This is a genomic window from Mycolicibacterium austroafricanum, assembly GCF_000612725.1.
Taxonomy (GTDB): domain Bacteria; phylum Actinomycetota; class Actinomycetes; order Mycobacteriales; family Mycobacteriaceae; genus Mycobacterium; species Mycobacterium austroafricanum.
In genome coordinates, this window is record NZ_HG964450.1 from 1191998 (window position 1) to 1208921 (window position 16924).

The following is a 16924-nucleotide window of genomic DNA, read 5'->3' on the forward strand; positions in this document are numbered from 1 at the left end:
CGCGGAGCGCACCAGATTCAGCGACCACGGTTCGCGGTTGTCGGGCAACCCGGAAGCTCGCTCGGCTACGCCGTCAGGAACACCCCGACGACCCAGGCCACCGTGGCCAGCAGCGCACCGGTGAGCTCCACGCCGACCGACAGCGCGACGCCCTTCAGGGCATGCCAGGTGGAGGCCCACGCCCGGGCCGCGTCCCGACGGATGCCCAACTCGGCGGCGTAGACGCCCAGCACAAAACCGATGAGCAGCCCGATGACGGGGATGACGAAGAACCCGACGACGCCCGCGACGCCGCCGACCACGAGCACCGAGGTGCGCACGTCGGCCCGGCGCATCCGCTTGACCGGCCAGGTGTATTTGATGATCTGGGACGCGATGAACAACGCTGCCGCGACACCGAAAGCCACCCAGGCCACCGCGGTGTTCTCGACGAACGCCCACACCCCGATCGCACCGATCACCAGAATCCCGCCGGGCAGGATCGGCACGATGATGCCCACCAGGCCGATCGCGATCGCCAACGCGACCAGGACGATTCCGCCGGTGCTCATGCCAGCGAGAGTAGCGCCTCAGGTCTGATACATCCCGAGGCCTATGTACGCCATGAACACCGTCAGCAGGACGATGTCGATGAGGTGGACGATCCTGCGTGTACGCACGCTGACGCCGCGGCGTCGCCGCCGACCGATTGCGGCGGCGCCCCATTGCCACGACAACGACGCCAGGAAGGCACCTCCGACGAAGACCGTTGCTTCCAGGCCACCGTAGGACGGCGCGGCGCCCACGATGACGCTGAGGAAGAAGAGGACTGTCACCGTGTCCGCCGCGGTGAAGGCGGCGCATTCCAGGTATGCACGCCGAGGCGACGTCGGGAGCCCCGCGTCTGGTGGGCCGGAGACGGCATCGATTCGAAGGAGCGCTCTGACAGCGAGTACCCAGAGCGCCAGCACGACCACGACCCCGGTCCACTGCAAGACGACCGCCCCCGGCGCCAGCAGTCGCCCAAGTGGCGAACCGGCCGCTGCCACCACCGCCGACCACGCGGCGTCACCGGAGGCGATGCCGGCGCCGGCGGCCAGTGCGACCAACCAGCCGCGGAGCGCCGCCGTCTCCAGCACCAGCAGAGCCGCACCCCCGGCCAGCGCCGCAGCGGAAAGCCCGATGAGCAACCCCGCCGTCAGGGCGTTGAGCACCCGCCTACGGCCTCACCTCGACGCGCAACGGGGTGCAGTGCCCCCCGTTGATCGGCTCGAGGTCCATCGAGCACGCCGTCACGATCACATGGATGTCGGCCTCGGCGCGAAGCGTGACCGAGTCCCCCGGTCTGCTGAGCGCGGGCAGGGCTGACACGACCCCGGTCTCGTCGACCGGGGTGCGCTGGAAGAAGTTGACCGGATCCGGAACGTGCAGGGGCCGCCAGTCGACCGTCGAGGCGGCGGTCCGAAAATTCTCACTGCAACTGCGATGGTGACCGTCGTACCCGAGCGCGCGGTACATCTCGGTGCTGCACGGTGCGGCGAGCATGTCGTGCGGGCCCGGCGAGTCATCACGTTCGAACGTCAGCAACGCCCGGTATCCGGTGCTGAAGAATGACTGTCCCACCGCGGGGAACAACCGCCAGTTCATCGCACGGGTCACCGAGACGCTGAGCCACTCGGTCTCGTTCTCGATCGACACCGCGAACAGGTCGGCGACCTGCGTGCCCTCCACGTCGATGAGCCGCAGTTGGTGGCCGCACGCCACGCTGACGATCGCGCCGCCCTGCGCGGGGATCTCCACCGTTGCCGGCGCACCGCTCGTCGGTATTGGCACAGGCGAAACCCTACTGCCGCGGGTTCGCCGAAAAGGGATTATCGCTCGACTGCGGCCCAGGCCCGCCGGCTCACGACTTCCTGCCGCGCACCCACTGGATGGTGCCGACCGTCTTGATTCGCACACCGGCCAGACCCAGGCTCTCGAAGGTGTCGCCGAGTTCATCGTCGCCGAAGGCGTGGGCACCGGCATTGGGCAGGTAGCGCAGCAGGCCGGCCGCCGGGCCCGCGGTCGGCACCATCACGGCCATGCGCCGCCCGGGCCGCAGCACCCGCACCATTTCCGCCAGCGCCACCGCCGGGTCGGGGATCAGTTGCAGCATCGCGATCGACACCACCGCGTCGAACGACTCGTCACGGAACGGCAGGTGTTGCGCGTCGGCGCGGATGAAACCCACGTTCGGTCCGGCTTCGGCGCGCACGGCACGCGCCAGCATCGGCTCGGAGATGTCCACGCCGAGCGCCAGCCCGCCGGGGCCGACCGCGCGGCCCAGCGCCCCGGTGACATTGCCCGGTCCGCTGCCGACGTCGAGCGCGGTACCGCCGACCGGGACGTTGAGCCATTCGGTGGGCTGCTGCCAGGCGGTCATCAGCCGCCGCGCGAGCGTCTGGGCGTTGTCGTAGAACATCGAGCCGAGGCGCGACGCCCACAGCGCCTGGATCGCGCCGCGGTTGCTGTCCGGCTCGTCGCCGAGCAGGTCCAGGTAGCCCTTGCTGGTGTCGGGGTGCTCCGGCGGGTCGATCAACAGCCGCTCGGTCATGCGCAGCACGGTGTGAGTCATGCCACCACGGTACGCCCGCGATTCACACTCCCAGGCGGTCTGCCAGATCGTGGAAATCGTCTGCCATGACGTCGAATTCGCCGTCAGCCGGGCGGGCCGGCGCACGGTCGGGCCCCTGCTCGAGAGGCCGGTGGACGAACGCCGTGGCCAGCCCCGCACGACGCGCACCACGCAGATCGGACGGGTGCGCGGCGACCAGCATCAGCTCGCCGGGTGCCACGTCGAGGATCTCCGCGCAACCGAGGTAAGCCTCCCGGTCGGGTTTGTAGTGGCCGAAGATCTCGGCCGACAGCACGCAGTCCCACGGTAGACCCGCACGCTTGGCCATGTTCGTCAGCAGTGACACGTTGCCGTTCGACAGCGTGGTGATGACGAAGCGCCGCTTCAGCCGGGTCAGGCCGGCGACCGCGTCCGGCCACGGGTCCAGCCGGTGCCACGCCCGGTTCAGCTCGTCGATCTCGCTGTCGCTCACCGTGATTCCGGTGCCTTCCAGCAACTCGACGAGACGCCCGCGGTGCAGGTCGTCCAGCCGCGTCCACGGCAGCTCGCCGCGCCGCACCCGATCCATCGCGGGCACGTAGCCGGCCCGCCAGTCGTCGGCGAAACGCGGCCAGTCCGCGGAGACACCGTTGCGGCGCCCGAAATCTCCGAGTTCGCGGATGACGCTCGAGCGCCAGTCCACGACGGTGCCGAACACGTCGAAGGCCAGCGCACGGATCACGACTGTCTGCTCTTCGCGCAAGCGCTCATCGGTGCCATCTGCTCTTCGCGCAAGCGCTCATCGGTGCCATCCGCTCTTCGCGCAAGCGCTCATCGGTCCGGCTCCAGGACGAGTTTTCCGTTGACGGCGCCGTCCGCGACGGCCTGCAACGCCGCCACCCCGTCCGACAGCGAGAACCGCACGGGCTCAGGCGGTCTGAGTCCTTGGTCGACGAGCGTGGCCAGCGCGGCACCCACCTGCGCCTGCGCGCCGGGCGTGCGGTTGACGAACTCACCCCACCCGACGCCGACGACGCTGACGTTGCGCAGCAGCAGCCGGTTGACCTTGACGGTGGGGATCCCGCCGGCGGCGAAGCCGATGACGAGCAGCCTGCCCTCGGTGGCCAATGCCCGGATCGCGTCGTCGAAGGCCGGCCCGCCGATCGGATCGACCACAAGGTCGACGCCGCGCCCACCCGTCTCAGCCTTCACCGCATCCAGCCAACCCTCGGTCAGCGGCAGCACGACGTCGGCGCCCAGCGACTCCACGAACTCGATCGCCGACGGCCGGTGCACCATCGCGATGACCCTGGCGCCCAACGCCTTTGCGATCTGCACTGAGGCGGTGCCGACCCCACCGCCGGAGCCGAGCACCAGCACCGTCTCACCGGCCTGCAGCGCGCCACGGCGCTGCAACGCGAAGTGCATCGTGTAGTAGTTGCCCAGCAGGCACACCGCCGACCCGTCGTCGAGCGCGTCGTTGGTCGGCACCACACTGCCCACCGGTACCGCGACCTGCTCGGCCCAGGCCCCCAGCAGACTGAACGCCGAGACCCGCTGCCCGGCAACGAGACCCGATTCCGCCGGGGCCGACCGCACGGTGCCTGCAACCTCGAGGCCGGGCACGAACGGCGCCGGCACCTTCATCTGGTATTCGCCGCGCAGCATCAGCAGGTCGGGGAAGCAGACGCCGGCGGCACCGACGTCGAGGACGACGGCATCGCCGCCGTGCACGTCCTCGACGTCGGTGTATGCCAGCCCCGCCGGGCCTGTCAGCTCTTGCGCGACAAGCGCTTTCACCTAATCGACCCCCGGTCGCTTCGCTCCTGCCAGCCGAGAAGTCAGCCGAGGCTGAAGGTGGCCCGCTCGGCCGCCGACAGATCGGTGATCTCGCCCCACCTGGCGGCGACGTCGTCGACCGACGGCACCTCGGTGAACGTCACGCCGCTGTTCTGGAACAGCGCGACACGCTGCACCTTGCCGCCGCCGACGATGAACACCGATGCCGTCTCGGGCACCTCCTCGGTGCACAGGTACGACACGATCGGTGCCACGTACTCCGGGGTGAGCTTCTCGAACACCTCCGGCGGCAGAATGTCCTGCGTCATCCGGGTGGCGGCGATCGGCGCGACGGCGTTGGCCTTGATGTTGTACTTCGCGCCCTCCTGGGCAAGCGTGTTGATCAGGCCGACGAGGCCGAGCTTGGCGGCGCCGTAGTTGGCCTGGCCGAAGTTCCCGAACAGACCGCTGGTCGAGGTCGCCACGACGACGCGGCCGAAACCGTTCTCGCGGAAGTGCGGCCATGCGGCACGGATGACGTTGTACCCGCCGTACAGGTGCACCTTGAGCACAGCGTCCCAGTTCGCGAACTCCATCTTGTGGAAGGTGCCGTCGCGCAGGATGCCCGCGTTGCTCACCACACCGTCGACCTTGCCGAATTCGTCGACAGCGGTCTTGATGATGTTGGCCGCACCCTCGGGCTCGGCGACGGAATCGTAGTTCGCCACCGCGCGGCCACCGGCGGCCTTGATCTCCTTGACCACCTCGTCGGCCATGGCCGACCCGGCACCGGTACCGTCCCGCGCTCCGCCGAGGTCGTTGACGACGACGCTGGCTCCCTCACGCGCGAGCGTCAGCGCGTATTCGCGCCCGAGCCCTCCTCCGGCACCCGTGACGACGATGACACGATCCTGCACTCCTGGCACTGATGTTCCTCTCTCAAAGGGTCCGGGCGCCACCAGCTAGAACAGCTTGCGCGCCAGCTTCCACGCCTTCTCTGTATACGGGGGGTAGATCATGGCGCCGAGGTCGGGTCGGGTCGGCTTGGTCAGCACCGACTTGCGGTGGCTGAACTCCTCGAAGCCGAACTTGCCGTGGTAGGCGCCCAGACCGGACGGTCCGACGCCACCGAACGGCAGCTTGTGGGTGGCGAAGTGGAAGATCAGGTGGTTGACGACCATGCCGCCTGCCGGGACTTCCTTGATCACCCGCTCGCGTACCGCCTTGGCCTTGGTGAACAGGTACGCCGCCAGGGGCTTGGGCCTCGAGTTGACGAAAGAGATTGCCTCGTCGAGGTTTTGCACAGTCACAACAGGCAGGATCGGGCCGAAGATCTCGTCGGTCATCAACGGCTCGGCCGGGTCGGGGTCCACCACGACGGTCGGCTGGATCTTCATGGCGACGGCGTCGGAGCCGCCGCCGATGGCGACCTTGCCTTTGGTGGCCGCCAGCGCGTTGGCGAGCCGGTTGAAGTGTCGCTCGTTGACGATCTTCTTGCCTGCCGCATTGCCCGCCTCGAACGTGTCGATCGCCTTGCGGATGGCCTCGACGAGCTTGTCGCGGATCGGGGCCTCGGCCAACACGTAGTCGGGGGCGATGCAGATCTGGCCCGAGTTGATGAGCTTGGTCCAGGCGATGCGCTTGGCGGCGACCTCGATGTCGGCGTCGGCAGCCACGATCACCGGGCTCTTGCCTCCGAGCTCGAGGGTGACCGGTGTGAGGTGGGTGGCAGCGGCCTCGTACACGCGGCGGCCGACCTCTGTGCCGCCGGTGAAGATCAGATGATCGAAGCCCTGCGCGATGAGTTCCTGGCTGACCGCGCCGTCTCCCTCGACGACGGCGATCGCGTCGTTGTCCATGTACCGCGGCACCAACTCGGCCATCAACGCCGACGACGCCGGTGCGACCTCAGAAGGCTTGAGCACCACGGTGTTTCCCGCGGCGATGGCACCCACGGCCGGGCCCAGTGTGAGCGCGAACGGGAAGTTCCAGGCACCGATGATCAGCACGGTGCCGTAGGGCTCGTATTCCACCCAGCCCCGGCCGGGCAGCTGCGACATCTCCAGCAGGCGGTAACGGCGCTTCATCCACTTGCCGACGTTCTTGGCCGCGTACGCGGCCTCACCGACGGTGCTGGCGACGTCGGCGAGCCACGCCTCGAACGGCCCCCGGCCCAGATCCTTCTCCAGCGCTTCGGCGATCGCGCCCTCGTTCTCGGTCATCAGCCGTTCCAGCGCGTGCAGCTGCTCTTTGCGCCACTGCACGCTTCGGGTGCGACCGGTCGCGAACGTCTGGCGGAGCTTGCGGACGACGGCCGGGATGTCGGTGCCGCCGACGTTTGCGGCCTGGGCGGGTACGACGGATTCGGTGGTCATGACGGGGTCCCTTCTTGACCTCGGGAATACCCGCATCGTAACCAACCATCCGGTTGGTGAACAGGAGCGGTCGGATGACGATCAAGCGGCGAGGCACGAGCCGCGTTGAGGAATCCGACCATCAGGCACCGTCGGATGACGATCGAGCCGCGAGGCACGAGCCGCGTTGAGGAATCCGACGGTCGGGGACCGCCGAGCTACGGCGGTTCAGCGCTTCACTGCGGTGGTGAACGTCGAGAACGACTGGTCGTCGCCGTCGGCGATTTCCACCAGGCGGTGCAGCCGCCGCATCTCGTCCTGCGAGGGGACGGCCTCGGCCCGCCACCCGTGGGCGGTGAGCCACTGCGCGACGTCGGCGCGGTCCGGGTCCTCGTAGGTCAGCTCGGTGATGTCCATCGGCTCGACGTCGAACTGCGCGGTGATCGACGCGAACCGTTCCCGCATGCGCTCGCGGCGATCCTGGGCGTGGATGCCCATGGATTCCGCAGCGACCCTGCTACCGGGAGCACTCAACTCGGTGATCTGCGCGAAGAGCCGGTCCTGCGCGTCGGCGGGCAGGTACATCAGCAGGCCCTCGGCCAGCCATGCGGTCGGCCGGTCCGCGTCGAAGCCGGCGTGGGTGAGTGCGGTGGGCCAGTCCTGCCGCAGGTCGATCGGCACCTCGCGGCGGTCCGCCGTCGGCTGCACTCCGTGCGACGCCAAGGTCGACGACTTGTACGCGAGCACCAGCGGTTGGTCGATCTCGAACACCGTGGTGCCGGCGGGCCAGGGCAACCGGAAGGCGCGCGAGTCCAGTCCGGAGGCCAGGATGCCGATCTGGCGGATACCCGCGTCGACCGCCGCGGCGAAGAACGCGTCGAAGAAGTGCGTCCGGACGGCCTGGTAGTTCTTCATGTGCTCGAACAACGGGCCGATCTCGGGATCGGACTCGGTCACCTTGGCGACGAATCCGTCGTCGGCGATGTACTGCCAGGCGCCGTTGCCGGCCCCGGCCACCAGGATCTTGGCGTACGGATCGTCGATCAGTGGTTCCGGGCGTTCGGTTTCCGCAGCACGTGCGGCCGCGACCATGACGGCGGTGGCCCCGACGCTGGAAGCGATGTCCCAGGTGTCGTTGTCGGTACGTAGTGAACTCATGACGGGCTCCTTCCGGTCAGACGCAGCATTGCATTGCAAGGCTATCTAACCAAGGGGCGGCGCCAGCTCGGCTGTGGGACAGGCCACAGCCCTGTGACACAGATTCACAGGAGAACCTCAGATGCGGTTACTCGCCGAGGTTCCAGAGCTTGTTGGCCAGCAGCAGTTCGAGTTTGTGCATCACGGCGCCGAAATCGCTGCGGTCGCCGACGAAGCCCGCGTAGAAACCCATTCCCCACACCACCGCCACCAACATTTCGACCAGATGGTTGACGTCGGTGTCGGCGCTCAACTCCCCGCGCGCGACCGCGTCGTTGACCGCCCAGGAGACGAATGCCCGCGAGTTGGTGAGCGAGTCGTGGTCGTCATCGGCGAGTTCCGGGTGACGCTGCGACTCCAGAACCGACGTCACCAGGAAAGCAGCCGCGGACCTGTCGTCGGTGTCGACCTGCGTGGCCACCGAGAGGAACGCCATCAGCCGGTTGAGCAGCGACGTCTGCTCGTGCGCCCGGGCGATGCCCACGCCGACAACCGAAGCGTAGGTCTGCTCGACCACCTCGGCCCACAGCACACGTTTGCTGCTGAAATAGTGGTTGATGGCCGGCCGGGTGAGATCCGCACGTACAGCGATCGCCTGGAACGTCGCCGCGTCGTAGCCAAGTTCGCTGAAGATCTCACGAGCGGCACGCACAATGCGCTCCCGCGTTTCAGCTGCCTTCGCTGCGGGAGGACGCCCTGGACCTCGACTCGCCGTATACGGCACGGTTAAATTGTGCCATACGTAAGCTGCGCAGCCAGCACCAGTTCGCGACCGTGACCCGACAGTGATCTTTCAGCAAACAATGCTGCCTGCTCATGGGCGTATCAGAGCGCCCCACCAACCCCGGCATGCTCGCCGGCGGCCGCCCGCGAACTAGGGTTTTCGGGTTATGGGGGCTGTGGCATCGCGAGAGTCGTTCTTCAAGACGGGCCTCGACGTGCTGGCCGACCTGGGCTACGGAGGCCTGAAACTCGCCGAGGTGTGTGACCGCCTCGGCGTCACCACCGGGTCCTTCTATCACTACTTTCCGAACTGGCCGGCGTACTCCCAGGAGCTGGTTGCGCACTGGTATGAGGGGATGACCCTCAAGGTCGTCGACACCGTGCAGGCCGAGACCGATCCGCGGCTGCGCATCGATCGCCTGATCGAGGCCGGACTCACGCTGCCGCACAGCGCCGAGGCCGCAATCCGGGTGTGGAGTGGCGTCGACCCTCATGTGGGCTCGGTCCAGGAGGCCGTGGATCGCCAACGCTTCGACGTCATGCGCGAATCCGCGCTGGAGGTACTGCGCAATCCGCGCCAAGCCGAGCTGTTCGCCGCCTGGGCGGTTTATCTTCTGGTCGGGTACGAGCAGGCCAGTTTGCCTGCGGACGTCGACGGCTTGCGGTGGATTGTCGGTCAGTTGCTCGAGGCGCTCGACTCGGGCCGGTTCACGTCGGTGCCCGGCCGTGAGTGAGGCCCCCGCGTCCGAGGCCGACGACGCGCCGGTCGGGCACGTCGTCGCCATGCTGCGCGAACGTCTCTACGGCGCGATCTCCTGCCTGGCGACCCTGGTGGTGCTGACGCGTTACACCGAGGACGACACCAGCGGGTGGGCGCGGATGCTCGATGTCGGGGTCACGATGGGTGGGCTGTGGGCGGCCAGCCTGCTCGCCGACTGGGTTGCCCACCTGAGCGTGCACGAGCAGACACCGCGGGGTATCGAGTGGTGGCGGATGCTGCAGGCTTCCGCTCAGATTCTGCAGGCGGCGCTGTTGCCGCTGCTCGCACTGGGCAGCGCGGCGGTCGGCCTCCTGGAGACCGACACGGCCCTGTGGGTCGCCAAATGGATTCTGGTGGCCGAGCTCGGGCTCATCACGCTTCTCGCCGTGCGCAAGACCCGTCTGCCCGGGTGGCAGCAAATCGTCACGGTGCTGCTGCTCATCGGGGTGGGCCTGCTGGTGATCGGCATCAAGGTCCTCGCGCACTGATGGCCGCCGCCCCGCACGAGCTGAGACATCGCCTCGTGCGGCGCGTCGCCCAGCGCGACCCGGACAACGACGCGTTACGCCGCGCGCTGCGCGCCGCGGCGGTGGTGCCGCTGGCCGCGGCGTTGAGCTTCGCGGTGGCCGGGGGAAGTGCGCAGACGCCGCTGTTCACCATCTTCGGCTCGACGGCGCTGCTGGTGTTCTCCGACTTCCCCGGCAACCGACAGAATCGCGCGGTCGCCTACGCCGGGCTCGGCTTCAACGGTTTCGTGCTGATCACGCTCGGCACACTCGTCGCGCCCCACCCCTGGCCGGCGGTGGCCGTGATGTTCGCACTCGGCGTGGTCGTCACGTTCTCCGGTGTGCTCAGCGAGACGATCGCCGCGGGGCAGCGCGCCACACTGCTGACGTTCGTGTTACCTGCCTGCACCCCGGCCGGCCCGGTCGGGGAGCGACTGCTCGGCTGGGCGATCGCGTTGGCGGTGTGTGTGCCCGCCGCCCTGTTCGTGTTGCCGCCGCGCCACCACGGACAGCTGCGCCGCCGCGCGGCGCGGGCGTGCCGCGCGCTCGCCGACCGACTGGACGGCTCCGCAACCCCCGCCGACGTCCAGCGCGCGATGGACGCGCTGCGGGCGACCTTCCTCGGCGCCGACTTCCGTCCGGTGGGCCTGACGGCCGGAAGCCGCGCCCTGGTGCGGGTCGTCGACGACCTCGAGTGGGTGGCCGACCGGGTGGGACGGAATACCGGTGTCGCCCTTCGAGACAAGGACGCGGTGGTGCGCGTGCTGCGGTGTGCGGCCGCCGTACTGCAGATCTCGCGACCTGCCGACCGCGACGCCGCCCGGGCCGATCTGGAGGCGGCACTGATCACGTTGCGTACGGTGGCGCGGGGCCGGTGGCGCGACGACCTCGACGCGATCCTCAGCGCCCCCGACGACGCGCAGGCCGTCGACCTGGGCCGGGATCTGCTGCGGCGGCGCACCATCGCGGCGACCATCGGTGCCACCGGCCGGGTCATCTCGGCCGCGGCCGCCGCCGATGCCCGCCCGGTCTGGGCTCGCGCGTTGGGTCTGCGTCTGCCGCCGACCGGCGCCTCGGACCGGCTTCTCCCCGAAACCGTTGCCGCCGCGCAGATCACCTCGGGCTTCCTGGCGAATCGGTCGGTGGCCGTGCGCAACAGCCTGCGTACCGGCCTGGGCCTGGCGCTGGCGGTGGCGGTCACCCACCTGTTTCCCGTCGAGCACGGCTTCTGGGTGGTCCTGGGGGCGCTGTCGGTCCTGCGCAGCAGCGCGCTGACCACCGGCACACGGGTCTGGCGTGCGGTGTTCGGCACAGCGATCGGGTTTCTGCTCGGAGCCGTGCTGATCAGTCTTGTCGGGGTGAATCCCGTGCTGCTGTGGCTGCTGATGCCTGTCGTCGTGTTCGGCTCGGCGTACGTGCCCGAGATCGCGTCGTTCACCGCGGCCCAGGCTGCGTTCACGATGATGGTGCTGATCTTCTTCAACCTGATCGCGCCCACCGGATGGCAGGTCGGGTTGATCCGCGTGGAGGATGTGGTGATGGGAACCCTTGTCGCCGCTGCGGTTTCGATGCTGCTGTGGCCCCGTGGCGCCACCGCGTCGGTGACGCGAGCGATCGACTCGGCCCGAACCGTATTCGCGACGTATCTGCGCACTGCGGTGCTGCGCATCACCCGGGGCGCCTCCGAGGCGCGCACCGACGAGGTGGCGACCCGCAGCCACGCCGCCCTCGCCGCCTCCCGGGTGATCGACGACGCTGTGCGGCAATATCTTTCGGAGAGCAGCGGCGAGACCGACTTCAGGGCGCCGATCGTCCGGTCGTTCAACCGCGCCATCCGGCTGCGTGGGGCCGCCGACCTGGTCGCCGACATCCCCACGCCGCCGCCGTTGGGCACGTATCCGAGCGTGCGCGCCGTCGTGGAGTCACACGCCGACGCCATCTGCGAACGGGTGGCCGGGCGCGCCGACCCGGAGCATTCGTGGGAGCCGATCAGCGACGACTTCGTGCGGGCGTTGCGGTCGGAGGCCCGCGGCGACGACCTCGGCCTGTCCGCGGCGTTGCCGCTGTTGACGGCGGCCGCCGCGCTCGGCGAACTCGAGCTGATCTATCCGCGACCGGCGACCGGTTGAGCATCAGCGCGGCGACCGGTTGAGCCTCAGCGCAGCGGGCGGTGCGGCATCAGCGCGTCCGGCGGGATGACGCCGAACTTGCCTGCTTCGAAGTCCTCCACGGCCTGGATCAGCTCGGACTTGGAGTTCATCACGAACGGCCCGTACTGGAACACCGGCTCCCGAATCGGCCGACCGCCCAACAGGAGGACCTCCAGGGCGGGCCGGTGGGAGTCCTGCGACCCGTCAGCGGCGACGGTGATGCGGTCGCCGGGTCCGAGCACGGCCAGTTGACCCTGCCGGACCGGATGCGCGACCGGCCCGACCGCGCCGCGCCCGGACAGCACGTAGACGAGTGCGTTGAAGTCGCGCTTCCAGGGCAGGCTCAGCTGCGCGCCGGGCTCAATCGTGGCGTGCGCCAACGTGATCGGCGTGTGGGCGACACCCGGTCCGCCTTGCCCGTCGATCTCGCCGGCGATGATGCGCACCAGCGCGCCACCATCGTCAGAGGACAGCAGCTTGACCTGGCCACCCTCGATGGCCTGGTACCTGGGAGCGGCGAACTTGTCCTTCCTGGGCAGGTTCACCCACAGCTGGATGCCGTGGAACAGGCCGCCGCTCTCCACCAACTCGGCGGGCGGCGTCTCGATGTGCAGAATCCCCGAACCAGCGGTCATCCACTGGGTCGCGCCGTCGCTGATCAACCCGCCGCCGCCGTGCGAATCCTGATGCGCGAAGCGGCCGTCGATCATGTACGTCACGGTTTCGAAGCCGCGGTGCGGATGCCAGTCCGTGCCACGGGGTTCGCCCGGCTGGTACTCGACCTCGCCCATCTGGTCCATGTGGACGAACGGGTCGAGGTCGCGGGCGTTCACGCCGGCGAAGGCCCGGACGACGGGGAAGCCCTCCCCCTCGTAGCCACGGGGACCGGTGGTGACCGAACGCACGGGGCGTTCCGTCTCGGCGGGGTCAGGCCCTGAGATGCGGGGCAGGGTGAGGGTGTCGGCGGTGATGGCAGGCATGCACAGATTAACCGGACTATGGTCCGATTCATTCCTTTCGCATCTCCCGCGAGGGCGCGGGTACCCCCTCCCGGACGAGAGGAGACGCCGGTGACCGAAGTGCATCAACCCGGGAGGTGGGAGGTCGTCGCCGCCACGCTGCACGACCGGGGCAACCCTGCCGACGGCGCGGAGGAGACCTCCCTGGTCCAGGGCTCCGAGGACGAAGCCCGCCGCGTCTACGCGGACGCCACCGCGCAGGCCGCCGAACAGGGCTACGAATACGTCAAGCTGCGGCACAACGGCGACGAAGTCGAGTCGTGGCCGCAGGCCACCGGCTGGACTGTCTAACCCAGCACCGACATTGCGACGGCGCGGGCGTCCGCGGCGCTGGCGGTGCGGAGCACGGCCTCGGCGGCATCGCGACACTGCTGGAGCGTGACCTGGGCGAGCTTGGCGCCCACGGCCTGGACGGCTGCTGCGGCCGCCGACAGGGACGTCACACCGAATCCGGTGAGCACGCATGCCAGCAGCGGATCGGCGGCGGCCTCGCCGCAGACGCCGACCGGCTTCCCCGCGGCCGCACCCGCGTTCACCGTCATCGCGACCAACGCGAGAACGGCCGGCTGCCACGGATCGGTGAGGGTGGCCAGCTCGGCCGACATCCGGTCGGCGGCCATCGTGTACTGCGCCAGGTCGTTGGTGCCGATCGACAGGAAGTCGACATGCTCGAGGATCCGGTCGGCCAGCAAGGCCGCCGCCGGCACCTCGATCATCACGCCCGGCGTCAGCCCGTGTGTCCGCGCCCTGTCCGCGAAGCTCTTCGCCTCCTCGGCGGTGGCGATCATCGGCGCCATCACCCAGGGCGGGTTGCCGGTGCGTTGCCCCGCCGCGGCGATCGCCTCGAGCTGACGGTCCAGCAGACCGGGGTTGTTGGCCGCGATGCGGACCCCGCGCACTCCCAGGGCCGGGTTGGCCTCGTCGGGATGGCCGGCAAACTTGAGCGGCTTGTCGGATCCGGCGTCGAGGGTGCGGATCACCACCTTGTTGCCGGCGAACGCCTCCAGCACCTCGGAGTAGATGGTCGCCTGCTCGTCGACGGCGGGCTCGGTGTCGCTGTTGAGGAAGCACAGTTCGGTGCGGAACAGGCCCACCCCCTCGGCCGGGGTCTGCCGCGCCGCACGGGCGGCCGCCCCGTCCTGGACGTTGGCGAGCACGGCAACGGCGTGACCGTCTGCGGTGACGCCGGGACCCGACCACTGCGCCGCGGTTTCGGCGGCCCGTTTGGCCTCGGCCACCGCCTCACGCGCGGACACCTCGTCCGGGCCGACGGTGACCGTGCCCCGGGTTCCGTCGACGAGCACCATGGCGCCGGCGGGAACGTCGTCGAGCCCGGCGACGGCGACGACGCACGGGATGCCGAGCTGGCGCGCGATGATCGCGGTGTGGCTGGTCGGGCCACCGAGCGTGGTGGCCAGCGCGACGACGAGGGCGGGGTCCAGACCGGCGGTGTCGGCGGGCGCGAGATCCTCGGCACACAGGATCGACGGCTCGTCGGGCAACGGAACACCCGGTTCGGGCAACCCGTTGAGCTCGGCGACCACGCGGTCCCGGATGTCACGCAGGTCGGTGACGCGCTCGGCCATCAGACCACCGAGCTTGGTGAACATCTCGATGAACTGGTCGATCGCGCCGTTGACCGCCCGCACCGCGGGGGTGCCCTCTTTGATGCGTTTCTCGGCGGCGCCGAGCCAGCCCCGGTCCTGAGCCAGCGTCGCCGTCGCGGCGAGCACCTCGGATGCGGCACCGGTTGCGTGTGCGGCCCGCTCCCGCAACCGGCCGGCGACGGTGGCGGCCGCGGCGGCGAAGCGTTCGTTTTCGGCGGCCCGCCGGTCTTCGGCGAGGTCGGGCATGGTGTCGCCGACGTCTGTCGACGGCAGCTTGCCGGGCCGGATCACCGGCGCGTACTGGACTCCCCCCACCACGGGCACACCGTGCAGCACGGTGCCGGCGGTCGGGTGTGAGGTGAGCGGAATCGACGCGGTCATGTGAACCAGGTTACAAGAAACCGTTGACAAGTCAACACATTCAGGAGTAAAACCAACAATATCAACATTGATCTGGCGCAAAACCCACATCTACGGAGCCACATGTATCCCGAGGAACGGCAGCAGGCGATCGCGTCGCTGGTGATGTCGAAGGGTCGGGCATCGGTGACCGAGCTGGCGCAGGCCTATGACGTCACCACCGAGACCGTCCGCCGCGACCTCGCCGTACTCGACAAGGCCGGCGTCGTGCGCCGGGTCCACGGCGGCGCCGTTCCCGTCCGCGCGCTGCATCTCGTCGAGCCCGGCGTGGGGGAACGCGACGTCATCCGGGCCGAACACAAGGACGCGATCGCCGCCGCCGCGGCGGAGTTCTTCCCGCTGAGCGGGGCCAGTGTGCTACTCGACGCGGGCACCACCACGATGCGGATCGCCGCACAGCTGCCCGCCGACCGTGAGCTCGTCATCGTCACCAACTCGGTGCCGATCGCCGCCCGCCTGGCCACCGTGCCTTCGGTGTCGCTGCAACTGCTGGGCGGACGGGTCCGCGGCGTGACGCAGGCCGCCGTCGGTGAGCAGGCGCTGCGCGTGCTGGACACGCTGCGGGTGGACATCGCCTTCATCGGCACCAACGCCATCAGCGTGCGCCATGGGCTGTCCACCCCCGACAGCGAAGAGGCCGCCGTCAAGCGGGCCATGGTCAGGGCCGCGAACTACGTTGTGGTGGCCGCGGATTCGTCCAAGGTCGGGCGGGAGGACTTCGTCAGCTTCGCGCCGATCTCCAGCGTCGACACCCTCATCACCGATCCCGAAATCTCCGCCGCCGACAGCGCCGAGTTCGGCGAACACGGCGTGGAGGTCATCTGCGCAGGAGGCCGACCGTGATCGTGACCGTCACCGCCAACCCGAGCATCGACCGCACCGTCTCGCTGCCGTCACCGCTGACCCGCGGCGCCGTGCACCGCGTCACCTCGGTGACCAACCAGGCCGGCGGCAAGGGCGTGAACGTAGCCAAGGTGCTGACGATGGCCGGCGTCGACGCGGTCGCGGTGCTGCCCGCCGCCGCCAACGATCCTCTGCTGCATGCCCTTCAGATCGCCGCGGTCCCGTACCGCGCCGTCACCACCACCGAACCGGCACGCACCAACCTGACGATCACCGAGCCGGACGGCACCACCACCAAGATCAACGAGCCGGGCGCGAAGCTCGACGCGGCGACACTGGAGGCGTTCACCGATGCGGTGCTCGACGCCGCAGGCGGCGCGGACTGGGTGGTGATGTCGGGGTCGCTTCCGCCCGGGGTTCCGGCGTCCTGGTACGGCGACGTGGTCGCGAGTCTGGCATCGCGGGACTGCCGGGTCGCCGTGGACACTTCCGACGCACCGCTGGCCGCCCTCATCGGCTCCCTCGACCGCGGCGCCCCGGATCTGATCAAGCCCAACGCCGAGGAGCTGGCCGGCGTACTCGGCCTGTCCGCGCAGTCCTTGGAAGACGCAGTGCTGCAGGGCGATCCGGGGCCGGTGGTGGCCGCGGCCCGGCAGCTGATCGACCGGGGCATCGGCGCGGTGCTGGCCACGCTCGGCGCTGCCGGCGCCGTGCTGGTCGACCACAACGGCGCGTGGATGGCTACGCCGCCACCCATCGTCCCGCGCAGCACCGTCGGTGCCGGTGACTCGTCGCTGGCCGGCTACGTGCGCGCCGAGGTCGGTGGCGCGGTGCCGCCGCAACGGCTGCAGATGGCCGTCGCCTATGGCAGCGCCGCGGCCGCGCTCCCCGGCACCACGCTGCCCTCCCCCGCCGAGATCGATCTGAATGCCGTTCAGGTGTCGCCGATCTCGCCCATTCCAGCCACCCGGTAGAGACAAGAGACGAAGGTAGG

At 69.4% G+C, this 16924-nt stretch carries 18 protein-coding genes; 6 read left to right on the top strand and 12 right to left on the bottom strand.

Features of this window, described 5'->3' with window-relative positions:
• Positions 1-65 precede the first annotated feature (65 nt).
• From BN976_RS05695 to BN976_RS05740, 10 genes are all read right to left on the bottom strand, one after another.
• Complete coding sequence (locus tag BN976_RS05695; RefSeq protein ID WP_036368656.1) at positions 66-551, bottom strand: DUF456 domain-containing protein; 486 nt, start codon at positions 549-551, stop codon at positions 66-68.
• Between the two features lie 18 nt (positions 552-569).
• Positions 570-1193, bottom strand: a complete 624-nt coding sequence (locus BN976_RS31975; RefSeq protein ID WP_051558296.1) for a LysE family transporter — start codon at positions 1191-1193, stop codon at positions 570-572.
• Between the two features lie 4 nt (positions 1194-1197).
• On the bottom strand, positions 1198-1812 hold the full coding sequence (locus BN976_RS05705) for a DUF1989 domain-containing protein (protein ID WP_158498001.1): 615 nt from the start codon (positions 1810-1812) through the stop codon (positions 1198-1200).
• A gap of 70 nt (positions 1813-1882) precedes the next feature.
• A complete protein-coding gene (locus BN976_RS05710; RefSeq protein WP_036368657.1) occupies positions 1883-2593 on the bottom strand; it encodes a methyltransferase domain-containing protein in 711 nt (236 codons plus the stop codon).
• Positions 2594-2615: 22 nt separating this feature from the next.
• Positions 2616-3314 carry a haloacid dehalogenase type II gene (locus BN976_RS05715; RefSeq protein ID WP_199558888.1) on the bottom strand — a complete coding sequence of 233 codons (699 nt, stop codon included), beginning with the start codon at positions 3312-3314 and terminating at the stop codon, positions 2616-2618.
• 89 nt (positions 3315-3403) lie between these two features.
• Complete coding sequence (locus tag BN976_RS05720) at positions 3404-4372, bottom strand: NADPH:quinone oxidoreductase family protein (protein WP_036368658.1); 969 nt, start codon at positions 4370-4372, stop codon at positions 3404-3406.
• Between the two features lie 41 nt (positions 4373-4413).
• The gene (locus BN976_RS05725; protein WP_011777431.1) at positions 4414-5277 is read right to left on the bottom strand and encodes an SDR family oxidoreductase; all 864 of its coding nucleotides are present in this window, start codon (positions 5275-5277) and stop codon (positions 4414-4416) included.
• A 36-nt stretch (positions 5278-5313) separates the two neighbouring features.
• Positions 5314-6726 carry an aldehyde dehydrogenase family protein gene (locus BN976_RS05730; protein WP_011777430.1) on the bottom strand — a complete coding sequence of 471 codons (1413 nt, stop codon included), beginning with the start codon at positions 6724-6726 and terminating at the stop codon, positions 5314-5316.
• Between the two features lie 207 nt (positions 6727-6933).
• Entirely contained in the window at positions 6934-7863 is a 930-nt protein-coding gene (locus BN976_RS05735) for an SAM-dependent methyltransferase (protein WP_036368659.1), read from the bottom strand.
• Between the two features lie 127 nt (positions 7864-7990).
• Positions 7991-8626, bottom strand: a complete 636-nt coding sequence (locus BN976_RS05740) for a TetR/AcrR family transcriptional regulator (protein ID WP_036368663.1) — start codon at positions 8624-8626, stop codon at positions 7991-7993.
• Positions 8627-8792: 166 nt separating this feature from the next.
• On the opposite strand from BN976_RS05740, the gene BN976_RS05745 reads away from it, so the two are divergent.
• Genes BN976_RS05745 through BN976_RS05755 form a run of 3 tightly spaced genes read left to right on the top strand, consistent with a single transcriptional unit; the run spans position 8793 to position 12020 of the window.
• Positions 8793-9359: a TetR/AcrR family transcriptional regulator gene (locus BN976_RS05745; protein ID WP_036368665.1), complete on the top strand. Its 567-nt coding sequence runs from the start codon at positions 8793-8795 to the stop codon at positions 9357-9359.
• Entirely contained in the window at positions 9352-9873 is a 522-nt protein-coding gene (locus BN976_RS05750; protein WP_036368666.1) for a hypothetical protein, read from the top strand. The genes BN976_RS05745 and BN976_RS05750 overlap by 8 nt, the downstream gene beginning before the upstream one ends.
• Entirely contained in the window at positions 9873-12020 is a 2148-nt protein-coding gene (locus BN976_RS05755; protein WP_036368669.1) for an FUSC family protein, read from the top strand. Before BN976_RS05750 ends, BN976_RS05755 begins: the two co-directional genes overlap by 1 nt.
• A gap of 26 nt (positions 12021-12046) precedes the next feature.
• Here BN976_RS05755 and BN976_RS05760 read toward each other — a convergent pair whose 3' ends face one another.
• Complete coding sequence (locus BN976_RS05760) at positions 12047-13021, bottom strand: pirin family protein (RefSeq protein WP_036368671.1); 975 nt, start codon at positions 13019-13021, stop codon at positions 12047-12049.
• Positions 13022-13111: 90 nt separating this feature from the next.
• Between BN976_RS05760 and BN976_RS05765 the strand changes: the two genes are divergently transcribed.
• Complete coding sequence (locus tag BN976_RS05765) at positions 13112-13351, top strand: hypothetical protein (RefSeq protein WP_036368673.1); 240 nt, start codon at positions 13112-13114, stop codon at positions 13349-13351.
• Here the strand turns inward: BN976_RS05765 and ptsP are convergent.
• Complete coding sequence (gene ptsP / locus BN976_RS05770; RefSeq protein ID WP_199558889.1) at positions 13348-15048, bottom strand: phosphoenolpyruvate--protein phosphotransferase; 1701 nt, start codon at positions 15046-15048, stop codon at positions 13348-13350. The two genes, BN976_RS05765 and ptsP, sit on opposite strands and share 4 nt — an antisense overlap.
• A gap of 102 nt (positions 15049-15150) precedes the next feature.
• On the opposite strand from ptsP, the gene BN976_RS05775 reads away from it, so the two are divergent.
• On the top strand, positions 15151-15930 hold the full coding sequence (locus tag BN976_RS05775) for a DeoR/GlpR family DNA-binding transcription regulator (protein WP_011777421.1): 780 nt from the start codon (positions 15151-15153) through the stop codon (positions 15928-15930).
• On the top strand, positions 15927-16904 hold the full coding sequence (gene pfkB, locus BN976_RS05780; protein WP_011777420.1) for a 1-phosphofructokinase: 978 nt from the start codon (positions 15927-15929) through the stop codon (positions 16902-16904). The genes BN976_RS05775 and pfkB overlap by 4 nt, the downstream gene beginning before the upstream one ends.
• Positions 16905-16924 lie beyond the last annotated feature (20 nt).